General features: G+C 57.8%; 17 protein-coding genes. 11 read left to right on the forward strand and 6 right to left on the reverse strand.

Features of this window, described 5'->3' with window-relative positions; all coding sequences use genetic code 11:
- The first annotated feature begins 109 nt into the window (after window positions 1–109).
- Window positions 110–1,684 carry an FMN-binding glutamate synthase family protein gene (locus tag F1529_RS13155; RefSeq protein WP_007149748.1) on the forward strand — a complete coding sequence of 525 codons (1,575 nt, stop codon included), beginning with the start codon at window positions 110–112 and terminating at the stop codon, window positions 1,682–1,684.
- An 88-nt stretch (window positions 1,685–1,772) separates the two neighbouring features.
- Window positions 1,773–3,137, forward strand: a complete 1,365-nt coding sequence (gene gorA / locus F1529_RS13160) for a glutathione-disulfide reductase (RefSeq protein ID WP_370457018.1) — start codon at window positions 1,773–1,775, stop codon at window positions 3,135–3,137.
- Window positions 3,138–3,235: 98 nt separating this feature from the next.
- Here the strand turns inward: gorA and F1529_RS13165 are convergent, their stop codons facing one another.
- Window positions 3,236–4,582: a cytochrome P450 gene (locus F1529_RS13165; RefSeq protein ID WP_155135336.1), complete on the reverse strand. Its 1,347-nt coding sequence runs from the start codon at window positions 4,580–4,582 to the stop codon at window positions 3,236–3,238.
- A gap of 336 nt (window positions 4,583–4,918) precedes the next feature.
- Between F1529_RS13165 and F1529_RS13170 the strand changes: the two genes are divergently transcribed.
- The 5 genes from F1529_RS13170 (at window position 4,919) to F1529_RS13190 (ending at window position 8,489) form a co-directional block, all read left to right on the forward strand.
- Complete coding sequence (locus F1529_RS13170) at window positions 4,919–5,701, forward strand: ParA family protein (protein WP_039925960.1); 783 nt, start codon at window positions 4,919–4,921, stop codon at window positions 5,699–5,701.
- The gene (locus F1529_RS13175) at window positions 5,691–6,098 is read left to right on the forward strand and encodes a YkvA family protein (protein ID WP_370457019.1); all 408 of its coding nucleotides are present in this window, start codon (window positions 5,691–5,693) and stop codon (window positions 6,096–6,098) included. Before F1529_RS13170 ends, F1529_RS13175 begins: the two co-directional genes overlap by 11 nt.
- A complete protein-coding gene (locus tag F1529_RS13180) occupies window positions 6,091–6,681 on the forward strand; it encodes a DUF805 domain-containing protein (protein WP_155135338.1) in 591 nt (196 codons plus the stop codon). The genes F1529_RS13175 and F1529_RS13180 overlap by 8 nt, the downstream gene beginning before the upstream one ends.
- Before the next feature lie 140 nt (window positions 6,682–6,821).
- The gene (locus F1529_RS13185; protein WP_039925958.1) at window positions 6,822–7,616 is read left to right on the forward strand and encodes a hypothetical protein; all 795 of its coding nucleotides are present in this window, start codon (window positions 6,822–6,824) and stop codon (window positions 7,614–7,616) included.
- 111 nt (window positions 7,617–7,727) lie between these two features.
- Window positions 7,728–8,489: a hypothetical protein gene (locus F1529_RS13190; protein WP_370457020.1), complete on the forward strand. Its 762-nt coding sequence runs from the start codon at window positions 7,728–7,730 to the stop codon at window positions 8,487–8,489.
- A 30-nt stretch (window positions 8,490–8,519) separates the two neighbouring features.
- Here F1529_RS13190 and F1529_RS13195 read toward each other — a convergent pair whose 3' ends face one another.
- The gene (locus F1529_RS13195; protein WP_155135339.1) at window positions 8,520–9,641 is read right to left on the reverse strand and encodes an alpha/beta fold hydrolase; all 1,122 of its coding nucleotides are present in this window, start codon (window positions 9,639–9,641) and stop codon (window positions 8,520–8,522) included.
- A 132-nt stretch (window positions 9,642–9,773) separates the two neighbouring features.
- Between F1529_RS13195 and F1529_RS13200 the strand changes: the two genes are divergently transcribed.
- The 3 genes from F1529_RS13200 to F1529_RS13210 all read left to right on the forward strand — a co-directional run bounded on the left by F1529_RS13200 (window position 9,774) and on the right by F1529_RS13210 (window position 11,929).
- On the forward strand, window positions 9,774–10,244 hold the full coding sequence (locus tag F1529_RS13200) for a PaaI family thioesterase (RefSeq protein WP_366140606.1): 471 nt from the start codon (window positions 9,774–9,776) through the stop codon (window positions 10,242–10,244).
- Window positions 10,241–10,696, forward strand: coding sequence for a PaaI family thioesterase (locus F1529_RS13205; protein ID WP_007148885.1), 456 nt, complete (start codon window positions 10,241–10,243; stop codon window positions 10,694–10,696). The genes F1529_RS13200 and F1529_RS13205 overlap by 4 nt, the downstream gene beginning before the upstream one ends.
- 120 nt (window positions 10,697–10,816) lie before the next feature.
- Complete coding sequence (locus F1529_RS13210) at window positions 10,817–11,929, forward strand: ferritin-like domain-containing protein (protein ID WP_039925956.1); 1,113 nt, start codon at window positions 10,817–10,819, stop codon at window positions 11,927–11,929.
- Here F1529_RS13210 and F1529_RS13215 read toward each other — a convergent pair.
- A complete protein-coding gene (locus F1529_RS13215) occupies window positions 11,911–12,747 on the reverse strand; it encodes a patatin-like phospholipase family protein (RefSeq protein WP_370457021.1) in 837 nt (278 codons plus the stop codon). The genes F1529_RS13210 and F1529_RS13215 overlap by 19 nt on opposite strands.
- Between F1529_RS13215 and F1529_RS13220 the strand changes: the two genes are divergently transcribed.
- Window positions 12,741–13,985, forward strand: a complete 1,245-nt coding sequence (locus F1529_RS13220; protein ID WP_230457792.1) for an MFS transporter — start codon at window positions 12,741–12,743, stop codon at window positions 13,983–13,985. The genes F1529_RS13215 and F1529_RS13220 overlap by 7 nt on opposite strands.
- Before the next feature lie 6 nt (window positions 13,986–13,991).
- Here the strand turns inward: F1529_RS13220 and F1529_RS13225 are convergent, their stop codons facing one another.
- The 3 genes from F1529_RS13225 to F1529_RS13235 all read right to left on the reverse strand — a co-directional run bounded on the left by F1529_RS13225 (window position 13,992) and on the right by F1529_RS13235 (window position 16,829).
- Window positions 13,992–14,870, reverse strand: a complete 879-nt coding sequence (locus tag F1529_RS13225) for a DNA-3-methyladenine glycosylase (protein ID WP_370457022.1) — start codon at window positions 14,868–14,870, stop codon at window positions 13,992–13,994.
- Window positions 14,867–15,955 (reverse strand): bifunctional DNA-binding transcriptional regulator/O6-methylguanine-DNA methyltransferase Ada, encoded by a 1,089-nt coding sequence (gene ada, locus F1529_RS13230; protein WP_230457793.1) that lies wholly within the window; start codon window positions 15,953–15,955, stop codon window positions 14,867–14,869. The genes F1529_RS13225 and ada overlap by 4 nt, the downstream gene beginning before the upstream one ends.
- 208 nt (window positions 15,956–16,163) lie before the next feature.
- A complete protein-coding gene (locus tag F1529_RS13235) occupies window positions 16,164–16,829 on the reverse strand; it encodes an OmpA family protein (protein WP_007150371.1) in 666 nt (221 codons plus the stop codon).
- Window positions 16,830–16,872 lie beyond the last annotated feature (43 nt).

Genomic DNA, 16,872 nt, shown 5'->3' on the forward strand with positions numbered 1-16,872 from the left:
AAATCGACGGACTGACATCATACTATTGCGCCGGGGGTGGCCCAAGTGCGCTGGCGCACATTTCCGCCTTGAGCCACCCAGCTGCGAATACAGCGAGCGAGGAGAGCGAATGTTTCCTGAGTATCTGGAACCCTGGTTGAACAGCACCATTGCCTGGCTGGAGCTGGGCTTTTTGCTGCTGGTGTTGCTGCTAACGGTGGTGGCTGTTGGCCTATGGCTACAAGACCGTTTTTTTCAGAAGCGACACGCCATTCGCCGTAATTACCCGCTAATCGGCCGTTTTCGCTACTTTTTCGAGACTCTTGGCGAGTTTTTCCGCCAATACTTCTTCGCTATGGACCGTGAGGAGCTGCCGTTTAACCGGGCACAACGTGCCTGGGTTTACCGTGCCGCCAAGGATTTGAGCAACACCATGGCATTTGGCTCGACCAAGCAAACCGGGGCGGGGCGGGTCATTTTCATGAATTGTCCTTACCCAACACTGGAAAAGGACGCGGCGAAAACCTTGCCTTTGATGATCGGCCCCCACTGTGAACAGCCCTATGCGGCGCGCAGTTTCTTCAATGTCTCCGGTATGAGCTTTGGCGCCCTGTCACGGCCCGCCGTGCAGGCTTTGTCCCATGGGGCCGCCATTGCCAATTGCTGGATGAATACGGGGGAAGGGGGCTTGTCTCCCTATCACCTGGAAGGGGGCTGTGATGTGGTCTTCCAGGTAGGCACGGCCCGTTACGGTGTGAGGGATGCTGAAGGCAACCTGAACGATGAGCGCCTGGCTGCGATCGCGGCGCGGCCGCAAGTGAAGATGATCGAAATCAAACTCAGCCAGGGCGCCAAGCCTGGCAAGGGCGGCATTCTTCCCGCCGCCAAAGTGACCCAGGAAATTGCGGCCATTCGCGGCATCCCCGCAGGAGAGGCATCCATTAGCCCCAACGGCCAGCCGGATGTACATAGCGCGGAGGATCTACTGGACCTGATTGCCCATGTGCGCGAGGTGAGCGGCAAGCCCACGGGCATCAAATGTGTACTCGGCGCCTGGGCGTGGGTGGAGGACTTGTTCCTGGCCATTCATGCGCGTGGCCTGGAATCGGCGCCGGACTTCATCACTATCGATAGCGGCGACGGCGGCACTGGCGCTGCCCCCATGTCACTAATGGATGATGTGGGCTTGTACCTGGCGGAATCGTTGCCCTTGTTGGTGGATCTACGTGATGGCTACGGCCTCACAGACCGTATCCGCATTATTGCGTCAGGCAAACTGATCACCCCAAGCATGGTGGCCTGGGCGATAGCAGTAGGGGCGGATTTCTGCGTCTCTGCGCGGGGCTATATGTTTGCCCTGGGTTGCATCCAGGCGCTGCAGTGCAACCGCAATACCTGCCCGACCGGTGTCACCACCCATAATCCGCGCTTACAGCGCGGGCTGGTGCCGGCGGAAAAGTCCCAGCGCGTGGCGCACTTCCATGACAATCTGGTCAAGGAAGTGGAAACCATTGCCCATTCCTGTGGTGTCAGCGAGCCGCGGCAATTACGCCGTTATCATGCCCGCATGCTCAGCAGTAATGGCGAGTCCATTCCGCTTGATCGCCTGTGGCCACAGGTTGAATCGGGCATCTATCTGCGTGAAGGCCGACCCAGTGAAAAGCAGCCGTTTGTACGCTGGCAGGGCATTGGGACCGGTCCGTGATTGGCGGCACCTATAATCACTATCGAATGGCTGCGTTTGTGCTGATTGCAGCAGCCTTCACAATGAACGAAATACAAAGGAGTTTTCAGTGACCACGGAATTTGATCTTGTCGTAATCGGTGCCGGTTCAGGTGGTGTACGCGCCGCCCGCATGGCTGCCTCCCATGGTGCCAACGTTGCGATTATCGAAGAGCGCTTTTTCGGGGGCACCTGTGTGAATGTCGGTTGCGTGCCCAAGAAGCTGTTTTCGTACGGCAGCCATTTTCCCCAGGAATTTGCGCTGGCTGAGGATTATGGCTACACCGTGAAAGGCTGGGAGTTTGACTGGCCCACACTGCGTGATAACAAGAGCCGTGAAATCAGCCGGTTGAACGGTATCTACCAGCGGATCCTGAATCAGGCCGGGGTGACGATTTTTGAAGGTCACGGGCAGGTATTGGGTGGTGGCAAGGTCTCCGTCGGTGAAACCGTGTTGACGGCCCGCCATATTCTGGTGGCAGTGGGTGGCAAGCCCTTCGTGCCAGACCTGCCAGGCCGTGAACATGTGCGCATCTCCGACGACCTGTTCTATCTGGACACGCTTCCCAAGCGTGTGGCCGTGGTGGGTGGTGGCTACATCGCCACGGAGTTTGCGGGCATCCTGCACGGCCTGGGCTGCCAGGTGACGCAGGTCTACCGTGGTGATCTGTTCCTGCGTGGCTTCGATCAGGACATTCGTGAGTTTATCGCTGAACAGATGAAGGAGCAGGGCGTAACCCTGAAATTCAATGCGGACGTTGCCAGCATTGAGGCGATTAACGGTGAGAAACACGTTACCTATCAAGGCGGCGAGCAGGCGGTATTTGATGAAGTGTTCTACGCCACCGGGCGCATCCCCAAGCTGGATGACCTGTTTGCTGAGGGTGCTGCGCCGGCCATGACAGAGGGCGGTGCTATCAAGGTGGATGACGGCTTTGCGACCAGTGTTGAGGGACTTTATGCGCTTGGCGACGTGATCGATCGTGTGCAATTAACGCCGGTGGCACTTGCAGAGGGTATGTGGCTGGCGGCGCAACTCTATGGGGAGCACAAGCCTGAGGCGGCGATGGATTATCACAACATTGCCACGGCCGTATTCAGCCACCCCAATATTGGCACGGTGGGCCTGACGGAAGAACAGGCGTTAGCTCGTGTGCCGGCGGTGCGGGTGTATAAAAGTGCGTTCCGGCCCATGCGTTATACCCTGGGTGACAAGCAGGAGCGTTCACTGATCAAGCTGATTGTGGACGATGCCACCGACAAGGTACTTGGTCTGCATATGGCCGGTGAAGACTCAGCCGAGATTACACAGGGCTTTGCGGTGGCTATCAAGATGGGCGCCACCAAGTCTGATTTTGATGCCACCGTGGGGATTCATCCAACCGCGGCGGAAGAACTGGTAACCCTGCGTCAGGCGGTATTGGTCACGGCTTGATGGCAGTGAGTATCGCGTTACGAGAAGCGAGTTTCTAAAAACAAAACCGAGAATTCCAGCGTGATTTTTTCGGCTTTTCGCGACTCGCGACTCGTTGCTCATCTAAGCTTTTCCAGTTTTACCGGCAAACCATCGGCGGGCACCGGCAGGCTGCTGGTGTCCACCGGCATTTCGTAGTCATCGGGTACCGACCAGCGATAATTAAGTAATACCTGGTGCAGAACCGCTTTCACTTGCAGGTCGGCAAAGTGCAGGCCGATGCACTTGTGGGCGCCGCCACCAAAAGGCATCCAGGCATAGGGATGCACCTTGTCTTCACGCCGTTCGGGGCTGAAGCGCTCCGGGTCGAACCGCTCCGGGTCTGGCCAATACTCTTCCATATAATGGGTGAAGTAGGGCACCACATTGATAAAGCTGCCTGCGGGAATAAAGAACCCCTCATACTCCACATCCTTCACAGTCTTGCGGGGCAGGGAGGGCACCGGGGAACATAGCCGCAGGGCTTCCTTCATGGCCAGGCTGATACCTTCCAGCCTGGGTAGATCGTCATAGTCCAGCTCCCGCTTGTTCAAGGCACGGCTCTCTACGCGTAGCCGCTCCTGCCATTCTGGGTTCTTGGCGAGATAATAGAAGAGTGTGGAGAGGGTGATCGTGGTGGTGTCGTGGGCGGCCATCATCAGAAATATCATGTGGTTGACCACATCATCGTCGCTGAATCGCTCACCGTCCTCGGTGCTGGCATGGCACAGCGCGCTGAACAGGTCCGACTCCTGGCTGGCGCGCTTGGCGGGTAGTTCCTTGCGGAAAAACGCTTCCAGAACGCGTCGGCCTTTAAGCCCTTTGGACCAGCGCAGCCCGGGCACGTTGGTGCGCACGATGGCGGTGCCAGCACGGACCGTATCCACGAAGGCCTTGTTGAGGGAGTCTGCTTCCGGCCCCAGCTCATAGCCCATAAACACATCCGTGGCCAGATCCAGGGTCAACTGCTTTACCTCTGAAAGCACCTTGAATTGATTGATGCTGTGCCAGTCCTCAATTCCGCTGGCGATGTGTGGCCCCATGCGGTCGAGATAGCCTTTCAGCACGTCCTTGTTAAAGGCTTGCTGCATGATCTTGCGGTGCCAGCGGTGCTCCTCGAAATCCAGCAACATGATGCCGCGATGAAAAAAACGGCCGATAAAATAATCCCAGCCATCATGATTGGAAAACAGGTCACCGCGATTAAGCATAACGAACTGGTTGGCGTCGGGGCCGAGCATCTGGATCATGCGTAAACCAAACACGCTGCTCCAGGATACCGGGCCATAGGTGTCGTAGCGTTTGCGCATTAATCCGATCGGATCGCGCATAAAACCCAGTGTATGGCCGATAAGGGGCAGCCCCGCATCACCGGGGATGGCCTTGAGAGTGCTTGTCCGTGGTGGCACGCAAAATGGCTGAGACATATAAGACACCTGAAAATAGCCGTGAACGACGCAGGCAAGTGATGCGTCGAGGTGAAACATTGTGTTTACTTTTAGCTCCCCTGATAAATCTCGGCAAGGGAAAGTAAATAGATTTCGTGCCAGCGTTTAATTTGAGTGTTTTTTAATCGAACCGTAACCTGCGTCTGGTTCATCCCGGTTTGCCGATTTCGCTCAGCGGTTATTCACCAGGTTATCCACAGTTTCTGTGGACAGTCTGAACGGCAAGTCGTGGCTGTCGCTTTGGCACTGTGAGTGGCTTTGCAGGCTGTGTATGATTCGGCAACGCCAATACTTGCTGTTTAAGGAGAACAAGGAATGCGTAGAGTGGTGTTCAATCAGAAAGGGGGCGTGGGGAAGTCCAGTATCACGGTCAATCTGGCTGCGATCAGCGCGTCGGAAGGCAAGCGCACCCTGGTTGTCGATCTGGATCCACAATGTAACGCCAGCCAGTATTTGTTGGGCATGCCGGCGTACAGCAACGGCCACGGTCCGAAGCCGAATATCGGGACTTTCTTTGCACAGACCCTGTCTTTTCGGTTGAAAGAAAAGGATCCGCGTGACTATGTGCATGCCACGCCGTTTGAAAACCTCTTTGTGTTGCCGTCTGACGGCGAGCTGGGGGAAATCGAACATATGCTCGAGTCCAAACACAAGATCTATAAATTGCGTGGTCTGCTAAAAGCACTGGCGAAGGATTTCGACGAAATTTTTGTGGATACCCCGCCTGCGTATAACTTCTATACCTTGTCATCGCTGATTGCGGCAGACCGGGTGCTGATTCCTTTTGACTGCGATGCGTTTTCCCGCAAGGCGCTCTACACACTGCTGGAAAATATTCAGGAAGCCCGGGAAGACCACAATGATGACTTGCAGGTGGAAGGTATTGTGGTGAATCAATACCAGCCTCGGGCTCGTTTGCCGCAGGAGTTGGTGGCGTCTCTCGAAGAAGAAGGGTTGCCGATTCTTGCCAACAAGCTTTCCAGCAGCGTGGTGATGCGAGAGTCCCACGAAAAAGCCACGCCACTGGTCAATATGCAGCCACGACACAAGCTCACCGATGAATACCGTGCGCTGTTCAGGGAAATCAGTGCCGGTTAATCCGTTCCGGGTCGAGGCCCGGCGCCGGGCGGGGCGAATCCTTCGTTCTGCCACGGCCACCCGCTGGCTGGTCCAGGCGGTGTTCAATCGTTCTGACCAGTTCAGGGCCAGGCTGGGAGATACCTTTGCCGACCTGATCTTGCTGGCATCGTTACTACGGGATTGGGTAACCGGGCGATACCGAACGGTTCCCTGGGGTACCTTGCTAACGATCACTGGCGCGCTGGTTTATTTTTTGATGCCGCTGGACGCTATCCCTGACCCTATTGTGGCGTTGGGGCTAATGGATGATGTTGCCGTGATATCGCGCACACTTAAACTGACCCGCACGGATCTGGACCGCTACCAGCAGTGGCGCAATGAGCAGGGTGATGCCGGGGGAGAAAACAATGAATGACGCCTACGGGGGTGGATCACTCAAGCCCGGTTATCAGGGCAAGGGCATGATTGTTTATGAGCCTCTCTCCGTGCTCAGCCTGCGGCAGCGGCTTGGCCGCCTGCGGTTTGCGTGTTACCAGTTTGGCGCTGCGCTGCTGTCGGGCTTGCTGATTGCGCTTTTTCTGTTGTTGTCCGTTGAACTGTTACCGCAGTGGGTGGGTTGGGGCGTCGCCGCAGTGGTGTCGCTGGCGCTGTTGGTCTACCAAATTGGACTTCTGGTGCGCCGTTTGCACGATATGGAGAAAAGTGGCTGGTGGGTCATCCTGGCGTTTGTGCCGTTGGTCAATTTGCCATTCCAGCTTTATCTCTATCTTGGTGATGGCAGCAGCATGATGAACCGCTTCGGAACGCCGAATCCACCGGTCAGCACCTTGGTCATGCTGGTGGGCGGTTTGTGCTGGTTTATCAATGTGTTAGTGCTTTTATCCATGATGGTCTTGTTGGTGTTGGGTTGGTTCCTGCCCGACCTTCTTGCGCCTTATCTCGGCCATCTTCCTCAGGGGTGGGCGGAGCCGGCACAGCAGGCGCTTAACGCTCGATAACTATTAGTCGCAGGCTCCTATTTTTGCTACCTTTTATGCTATTGTCTTGTGATCCAGGTCCGGGGAGAGCGGACTTGGCGATATAAATAAAGCCATAACAAGTCAGTAACAACAAAAATAGCGATTATTAGGGAGTAGCTATGAGAAAGCGTCTTCTGGGGTGTCTCATTGCGATGGTGTTGCTGCCAATGCAGGGATTTGCGTCAATCAGCAATGCAGAACTCGAAGATTTTGAATTGGCGCTGTGGAAAGTCCGCGCCGATTTTCACATGTTGACCGTCATGGTTGGCAGCAAAACCTACATTTCCAATCTTGATGACGCTATCGCCCAGGCACAGTCTGGCATGGCGGCGTTACGCCAGGATGCGGAAGGCAGTGAAGAGCGCGCGCTGGTTAACGATCTGGACAAGAATTGGGGCATTCTAAAAGCGGCGGCCCAGGGTAATACCATGGCCGAGCAAGGTTTTACCAACGCCTACACCATTCAGGATGTGAATGAGCTGCCGACAGAGATGTCGCTGCGGATCGAATCCTTCAACGGCGCGACCGAAGGCCAGTACGATGATATCCGTGAGCTTTCCGCGTACCTCCAGCGCATGACCTCCGAGTACCTGAATATCGCTGCAGACCCGGCAGGTGGCATGGCGTCAGGCTCGGATGAAGGACGTATCGAGTTCAAGGACGCGGTGCCTGAGTTTGAGCGGATGCTGGCCGCGGCGAAAAAGAACCATGCCAATGATGAAGCCATCAGCCGAGCCTTGAACCAGGTCGGCGTCAAGTGGATGTTTATCCGTGAATCCATGGTCAAATTTTATGAAAATGCGGTGTCGTACCTGATTTATCGTTATACCAACCAGATGGTAGACACCATGAGTCAGGCAATCAGTCTGGCGTCCACGGATGTAGAAAAGCCCAGCTTCGGGCCGGTTGAATAAGGCGGAGCCAGCGATGGCTCTTTTGTGCTGACCCTCGCATGTGTGCGGGGGTTTTTTGATGGTGGCTTGTCTCAAGCCGCTCTTGTTTCAAATGTATAGGGGGAGTTCGGGGTGAATAAGGAAATTCGACATGGCCTGGTTGCGGCGCTGCTATTGGTGTCAGCAGGGGGCCAGGCAGCAATGTCCGCCACGGAATTGGCACTGGTTCAGGCAGATGCGTGGCGGGTTCGGATGGGGTTTCATCTGCTCTCGATTCGTGGGGACAACCCGGAAGACCGGGCAGCACTGAAAGCCTTGCTGGCGGATGGTGAGCAACATCTTGATGCGCTTAAGGCGCAAGCCGCGCCCGGCGAGAAAGACACTGCGGCGCAACTGGAGGCATCCTGGGACGCCCTCGATCAACGTGCTCTGGACAACCCGCTGGCCTCATTGGGCTATGCGGACTATAGCGCCATGAGTGAAATCAATACCACCACGCTGGCGGTGGATGCGCTGGTACGCAAGGCTGAAGTCGCGGGCGATGCAACCTACCTGGATATCGCCCAGCTGTCCGTGGCCATGCAGCGTCTGGCCAGTGAGTATGCCGCCCTGGCAGCCTTTCCCTCGGCGGGCCTGAAAACCGGTACGGGTCTGCAGTCCATGGACTTTGGCGCGGAAGCCCGGGCCATCGACGAATCGCTGGTCAGCCTGAAAGACAAATATGCGGGGGATGAGCAGGCCCGTGATGTGCTGGCATTCATCGATCAGCGCTGGGCGTTCGTGCGCAAATCGATCCCCGGCATGGATGACCCGAACACGCAGAAAATTCCGTATCTGTTCTATCGCTATGCCACGCAAATGGCGGAACGGGTGAGTGAGCTGGCCCAGCCATAACGGGCTGATGTCCCCGGCTTGGTGGCGCGGCTACTGCGAGCGCGCCACCAGCCAGTCTGCGCTGATGCGCCAGGCGTGGGAGGGGGCTTTTGAACCCGAAAAGACCCCCGCATGGCCGCCCGGTACTTCCTCGAAGCGCTTCTCCTTGCTGCCGACAAGATGCATCACATCCCTTGCTGCGCGCAGGCTGACAATGTTGTCGGTGATGCCGGCAAAGGAAAGCAGGTCCTGCTGAATGGATGAAAAATCCACGCTGCGGCCGCCGATCCGGATTTTCCCTCTGGCCAGGCTGTTGGCCAGAATCATTTTCTCGATGACCTCGCGGACCACCGCACCGGGATAATCCACCATATCGTTGAACCACTGGCCCATGGTCATGTACTCGGTCACGTATTCACGGTCACCAAGGTTGCGGATCAGATCCATGTAAGCCTGTACCACGCCAGGGGGATTGGTCATCTTGAAGCCCAGCGTTAGCAGGTTGGCGGGAATGTGAAATAGCTTGTCGCTGAGTGGCTCCAGGCGAATCTGGAACCAGTCGTGGACCTGCATGGCGGGAATGGCGGCCAGGCCCAGCGCCTTGCCGAATGGTCCACTTTTGTGAAAATTCACCGGACTGGCAATGGTGATCAGGCTGCGCACTGGCGCATCACTGTGCCCCCCCAGGTACATCAGACACAGCAACCCGCCCATGCAGTAGCCCATCATGTTGATGGTCTCGGTGTCCGCATGGGTCTTTACGGCCTCCACCGCAGAAGGAAGCCAGCGATTGACGTAGGTGTCCAGGTCCAGGCTGCGATTGGCGTTGGACGGTTTGCCCCAATCCACCAGGTACACGTCGTAACCGCGGGCCATCAGATAACGGACCATGGAACGGTTGGGCATCAGGTCATAGGTCCAGCAGTGAATGCCCAGCGCTGGTACCAGCAACAGGGGAATGCGGTGCTTGTCGGCGGAAACCGGGAGAACGTCGTCGTTAAGCGGGATTTCGGCCATCGGCGGGAGGCTGTAATGGCGCACAGCCATAATGCCATCACGATAAATCTCATCCCACGGGCATTTATCCACCTGGATAAAGCGTTGCGGGTGACGCCTGCGCTCCACAATGTGGCCAACGGCTCGCAGGCTGTTCTTTAATCGTGATGTCGCCATTAAAACTACTCCTGAAATGGGCGAAAAATCTGGCAGGGAACATGGCCGTTTCTATGGTAAAACGGTAACACTTGCAGATTAGCCACCAGCCGTTAATCTTGCCCCCGATATCAGCTGGAGACATTGGCCGCCGTGACAGAAAAAACACTGCCGTATACACGCCTGGACATATGCAATCGCTTCCTGGAGTCCGTGCGTCACTCCGTTGTGCTGGGGCTTGAGGTCGTCAGCGCTACTGAAGAATGCGTCCGGGTCCGAATGCCCTGGCGAGACGATCTGGTCGGTAACCCGGAGACCGGGGTCATGCATGGCGGGGCCATTTTCGCGATGATGGATCAGGCTGGGGGGATGGCGATTACTTGCCGTACCTTCCCCACGTTTGAGATTACCCCGACCATCGATTTTCGGGTGGATCATTTGCGTAGCCCTGGAAAAGGCCGGGCTGTGGTGTGTGAGGCTAAATGCTATCGACTCACCACCCATGTGGCTTTTGTCAGTGTAACGACCTGGGAAGAAGAGGGGGATGACGAGCCTATTGCCACCGGGTTGGCAACCTATACGCGACTAAAAATTGACAAGGCAGGCACGGTGGTGGGCCAATGAAAGCATTGAAAACGCTGATCGAAGAGTGCCGCAGTGGCGAGGCAGACTATCAGGCCCTGATCGACCGGGTGCCGTATGCACGGTTTCTGGGCATTCAGGTCATCGCCCAAGGGGATGAGCTGACCTTTGTGCTGCCCAAGCACGACAATGTGGTAGGCAATCCGACCTTGCCTGCGCTGCACGGCGGGGCGGTAGCCGGTTTTATGGAGCAGGCGGCGATTATCTTCATCCTGCTGCAAATGGGCGAGCCCAAAGTGCCGAAAACCATCGATTTCACCATCGATTATCTGCGCGCAGGGTTGTTCCGCAATACCTACGCAGAATGCAGCGTTACGCGTCTGGGCCGGCGTATCGCCAACGTGCACATCAGTGCCTGGCAGAAAAACCGCCAGGAGCCGATTACCATTGCCCGCGCTCACTTCCTCCTCTCTGATGATGGCAGCACGGACTAAGGATCCCGATCCATTGTGTTTAGGCGCCACGGACGGTGCTAATTGTCATATCACGACATTGCTCCCTTCCCGGCATCCGCCTAGCGTTGAGTTATGACTTAGCGCTACCAAGGGATGCCCATGAAAATAACCAAAGTCAGCACGCCGCCTACTCAGGTCAGTATTTACGACAACTGGGATGGGCCAGGCCACGAAGACATTGAAGACAAATTGAGTGCGCAACACGTTGAAGATGTGGTGGAAATATTCCAGACCCCGCTCACGGGCCACTACAACTGGGATTATTCTTCCGCCGATGGCCGCATCCGCAAGCTCTACAAACTGGGCAAAGAGCTCAACTGGAATGCGGACATGGATGTGGATTGGTCCGAGAGCTTCCCCAAATCCGAAGTGCCACTGGATCAGTCCTTCAACCCGTTTCACGGCTGGGACACCTTCGAAGCATTAAGTGAGGATGAAAAGCTGCGTTTTGGTTGGCACAACCTGGCCTGGATGCTCGCGCAGTTTGTACATGGGGAGCAGGGGGCGTTACTGGTGGCCTCCCAGCTGGCCAGCTGCGCGCCCACCTATGACGCCAAACTCTATGCGGCCAGCCAGACCTTTGATGAAGCGCGCCATGTGGAGGTCTTCACCCGTTACCTGCAGGAAAAGATCGGCATTCTCTACCCGGTGAATCCGAACCTGAAATCCCTGCTGGACAAGATTCTGTCTGATCCCCGCTGGGACCTGAAGTTTATCGGCATGCAGATCATCATCGAAGGGCTGGCGCTGGCCGCATTCAATACCTTGAAAATGACTGCCCAGGATCCTTTGTTAAAGCAGATCATTCATCTTGTTATTCGCGATGAAGCACGGCACGTTACCTTTGGTGTCAACTACTTGGAGGACTTTGTTGAGACACTGTCTGAAGAGGAAAAAGAAGAGCGTGCCCACTTTGCCTTCGAGGCTTGTGTGGTCATGCGGGAGCGATTGATCAGCACCGAAGTATTCGAACACTTTGGCTGGGATGTGGATGCTGCCCGCGAGCAGGTATTGTCGTCCACCATCATGGCGCAGTTCCGTAATCTGCTGTTCACCCGGATTATGCCCAACCTGAAACGCATTGGTTTGCTCACCGATTCCGTGCGGCCACGCTTTGAGGAACTGGGCATCCTGCAGTTTGAAAACCTGGTGGACGATGGGCAGATCGACTGGGCCGAACTGTCCAAGCCGCTCTACGGCGAGGCGTCCTGAACCGATTCGATAATCAACGCACCCCCCACCGGCCGGGCCAATGCCCGGCCGGTGGCGTTATAGGCCTGGTGCATGGCCTGGCGCCCCTGTTCCAGCTTGCCGGGCCCGGAGCGAACCAGACCGTCAATGGCAAGGGTGATCAGATTCGGTCGAGAAGGGTGATGCAGAGCCTTGCTGTGAGGGCCGCGCCAGGGAGAGCGGGACTGCAAATGGTGATAGAGTACGCGCTCTCCGGGGTAGGTAGCTGCCAGCCCGTGCCGGTCGGCAATGCCGCCGTCCCAGTAGTAGCGCCCGCCAATCCGGGCCGGCTGAAACAGCAAGGGGACGGCGCAGGAGGCGTATACCGCTTCCACCAGATTGCCTTGTTGTAACACCTGCGTGCGCCGGCTTTTCGCCTGCCAGGCAGAGACCGCCAGCGGGGTGCGGGCATCTTCCACGCGCTGGGTGGGTAGTAGCAGGCCTGCCAGCATTCGGCGAAAAGCCTGGCCGGATAACAAACCCAGCCCGGGGGAGGGGTCCCAGAACTGGGATCGATCCAGACCGAGCAGCATGTCTTCGATGGCATTGATGCTGGCGCCGGAGGCCACGCAGGCGCCCACCAGCGCGCCGGCGCTGGAGCCACAGAAACGAGCAGGTGCCAGACCGTGCTCAAGCAGGGCGCGCAGGGTGCCGAAATGGGCAAAAAAACCGAAAAAGCCGGATGACATGGCGAGAGTAAAAGGCGCCTCGGCCAGCCAGTCCGCCAGCAGCCTCTGATGCGATGCGCCCCGCAGCGGTGCGTAATCTGCCACACCTTGAACCGGAATCTGTAATGTCACAGCTTGACCCTTCCACCGAAATCGCTGGCAAGCCTACCTCGCGGACCTTCAGTCACACAATGCTGTTGGCGGCTGTGGCGGTGACAGCATTGGGGCAAACCCTGGTTTTTACCCTGCTGCCGTCATTGGGGCGTGCCACCGGTATGACGGAAATGCAGGTAGGGCTGATCATCAGTTGTTCGTCACTGGTGTTCGCCCTGGCCAGCCCGGTGTGGGGCACCTTGAGTGAATCGCTGGGTCGCAAGCGGGTCATGGTGATTGGGCTGTCGGGGTATTCGTTGGGTACGCTGTCGTTCGCCGTGGTGTTTGATCTGGGCCTGCGCGGGGCATTGGTGGGGGCCGGGCTGGTGGCGGCTCTGGTGCTCAGCCGTATGCTTCAGGCCGCCATCATGGCGGCAACCCCGGCAGCGGCCGCTGCGTATACCGCTGACATTACCACGCCGGAGCAACGCACCCAGGGCATGGGCCGCATCGGGGCTGCCAACAATATTGGTACCGTTGTCGGCCCGGTGTCCGGCGGTATTCTGGCCGCCGTTGCGCTGGTGTTCCCGCTTTATGGCGTGGCCGTACTGACCGCCCTTATGGCGATCGGCGTGGCCCTGTGGCTACCACCGTCACCACACCGCCCCACGGCACGCACGGTGCCGCTGCGTTCCGTGCTGCGTCACGGGTTGGCCGCCTATGCAGACCCGCGCTTGCGCGACCTGTTGCTGACCGGGGTGATGCTGTTCATGAGCTTTGCATTGATTCAGCAAACCCTGGGTTTTCTGTTTCAGGACCAGTTCCTGATGAGTCCTGCCGAAGCGGCGAGGGCGCTGGGGCTGACCATGATGATGGCCGCACTGACATCGCTGTCGGGACAGTTGATTGTGGTGCAGTGGTTAAAAGCCCCGGCGACCCTGTTGATCGCGCTGGCCGTGCCCAGTATCGGTGCCGGTGCCGTTATTCTCTGGCTGGCGGACACGGAGGCCTTGATGAGCGGGGCGGTGCTGCTGGTCGGGCTGGGGCTGGGGTTTGGCATGCCGGCAATCATGTCCCTGGCCAGCCTGCGGGTGCCCACGGAGGAGCAGGGGCGAGTGGCGGGCCTGGCCAGTGCCTGTCCCGCCTTGGGGTTTATTGTCGGGCCACTGGTGGGAACCGGCCTCTACACCCTGGATCACCGCTGGCCCTATCTGTTGGTGATCGCGTTGCTGTTGCCAATGTCTATTCTGGCCTGGCGCCTTGCCCGCAAGGCTTGAAACGCCTCAGGCTTGCACCTGTAACGACTGCCACAGATGCGCCGCCACCAGCGCCCGCCATGGCGTGAATGCGGCCAGCCAATCCCGGGTCGCTTTCGCAGTCGGGCGCGCCTTCATGGCCAACAACTGTTGCAGTGCTTTCTGCACCGCCACATCGCCGTGCAGGCTGCCATCCAGGTAGCCATACCCTCGTAACAGGGTGTAATTCACACTCCAGGGCCCCAGCCCGCGAATGCCAAGCAGGGCCTGCTCCGTGCTCTGTGCGTCGGTCTCTGAGTGTAATGCGTCGGGAAGCAGGGCGTGCTCACAGCAGCACTGTGACACCGTCAATAACGTCTCTGCCTTGCTGGCTGAAAAGCCGACACTGCGCAGTGCGCTGGCATCCAGCTGGCTCACCGCGGCGGCGTCAGGGTAGCAGTGCAGGTCGCTTATTCTCGTTTGCCCCGCCAGCTGAATAAACCGTCGACGGATTGCGGTGGCCGCGCTGACACTGATCTGTTGCCCGATGATGGCCCAACTCAATGCCTCGAACGGGGTCGCCGATTGCGGGACACGCAGCCCACGCTGCCTGCCCACCAGCTGGCCGAGTGGTGTCGCCTGGCCTGTAACCGCTTGTTCGAACGTGTGCACAGCTTGGTCGAGGCCAAGCATGGCGCGAGTCTGTCGGGATAATGCGGTACGGGTGAGTGTCCTGGCCGTGGCGCGGACCTGCCCGGGCTGATTGAAATCCAGAGCCAGCAAGCAGGGGCGGCCATCAAGGGTCACGGCCTTGCGAAGCACATTACTTTCTACCTGCTCGGAAATGGCGTGCTGGTCACGGCCGTGGAAATCGAGGAAAGCAGGCACACTAAAGTGAGATGGCAAGGCAAGGGTGAGGCTGCTCACGCCTTTTTATTTCCCTGTTCCCGGGCGAGCAAGGCGGCCTTGCGTTCAACCCCCCAACGGTAGCCAGACAGACCGCCGTCGGCACGGACAATACGGTGGCAGGGCACCAGTACCGCCAGCCTGTTACTGGCGCAAGCCCTGGCCACGGCGCGAGCGGCAGTGGGTCGCCCCAGTGTTTCTGCCAACGCTTGATAGGAAAGGGTTTGTCCTGCCGGAATAGCCCGGAGCGCGGCCCACACCTGTTCTTGAAAAGCTGTGCCGCGTATATCCACAGGCAGGGCACCCGGCAGCGGAGCCTGTGTGCCAAGGGGGGCGTCAATCAGCGTAATGACCATGGCGACACGTTGTTCGAATGCCTTGTTGCCGGGTAACAGTTCTGCACCGCTGAATTCCTGTTCGAAATCGCCCAGCAGGGCATCCGGATCATCGCCCATGGCAACGGCACAGATACCGTTTTCGCTTTCTGCCACCAGCACGGCGCCCAGTGAGCTGTCAGCAATGGCGACGCGTAGCGCCAGGCCCTGGCCTGCCTGACGATACTGTCCCGGTTTCATGCCCAAGGTTTGCCCGGCGGAGCCATGGAGATGGCTACTGGAATCAAAGCCGGCGTGATGTGCGGCGCGGGTCAGCGGCTGCTCGTCGCGTAACTGTTGGCGGACCCGGCGGCGGCGGACGGCAACACCGTATTGATGCGGGGAAATTTCGGTAATGGCCTTGAACTGGCGCTGAAGATGGGAGGGGCTCCAGCCGGATTGCACGGACAATTCTGCCAGTGTGGGTTTGTGTTCCGCCGTGTCTATGGTGCGGCACAGGGCAATCACTGTGGTCACAATGGGCGACGGGGAATCCCCCAGAGGGTGGCAGCGGCGACAGGGACGATAACCGCTCTGCAGGGCTGCCCTGGCATTATCGAACAAACGAACATTCTCACTGCGTGGACGACGTGAAGGGCAGGTGGGCAGGCAGAAAATGCCGGTTGTAACGACTCCATACACAAAGGCATCACCGGGGATGCACCGGTGTTCATTGATAGCTTGCTGCCGTTGCTGGTCTGCATTCATCGTTGTGCGTTGGCCTGTTCGCATGGGTCCTGCCCCCGTAGTTACGAAGTAAAGTATGAAGGGAAATGAAGCTAACGGGGAGCATGGAGAAAAGGGCGCGGGCGCACATTCGAAATGTTGCGGTTGTATTGGAAAAAGTTGTAGTGGGAAAAACCGGGGCTAAAACAACGGGGAGAGCGTAAAACAATGGCGGCGAGCTAGGCTCGCCGCCATGCGGGAATCGCTGCTGTGCTTACTTGGTGTAAGGCAGCAGTGTCAGTTCCACGCGACGGTTCTGTTCCCGGCCGCTGGCCGTATTGTTGCTGGCAATGGGCTGGGTTTCACCAAAGCCCACGGTGTCCAGGCGAACCTGTTCAACACCGTAGCCAGACAGCTTGTTGGATACCGCCTGGGCCCGTTGCTGGGACAGCAGCAGGTTGTAACGGTCGCCGCCAGTGCTGTCTGTGTGGCCGGCCACCTGAATCATGGTGGACTTGTATTCATTAAGCACTTCGGACACCGCATCCAGCACTGGATCGAAAGAAGACTTCACATTGGTGCTGTCGGTGGCAAAGGTCAGATTGCCCGGCATGTTGAGGATGATGTTCTCGCCATCACGGGTAACGGAAACACCGGCGCCTTCGAGCTTCTGGCGCAGCTTGGCTTCCTGAACGTCCATGTAATAGCCCACACCACCACCGGTAACCGCACCGATGCCAGCCCCGGCCAGCGCACGCTCTTTACGTTCTTTGGCGCTGTCTGAGGTGGCGATACCGATCAGGGCACCCGCTACCGCACCAATTGCCGCACCGGATGTGGCTTTGGAGGTCTGTTTTTCACCCGTATAGGGATTAACCGTGCTGCAGCCCGTAACGGCAATCGCACTCGCCAGCGCAAGTGACCCGGCAAATCGTTTCATGAAAGCTCCTTGGGATTCGATAACATATTGGTTTTTTTACTGG

This window comes from Alcanivorax sp. VBW004 (genome assembly GCF_009718865.1).
In the GTDB taxonomy this organism is placed as follows: domain Bacteria; phylum Pseudomonadota; class Gammaproteobacteria; order Pseudomonadales; family Alcanivoracaceae; genus Alcanivorax.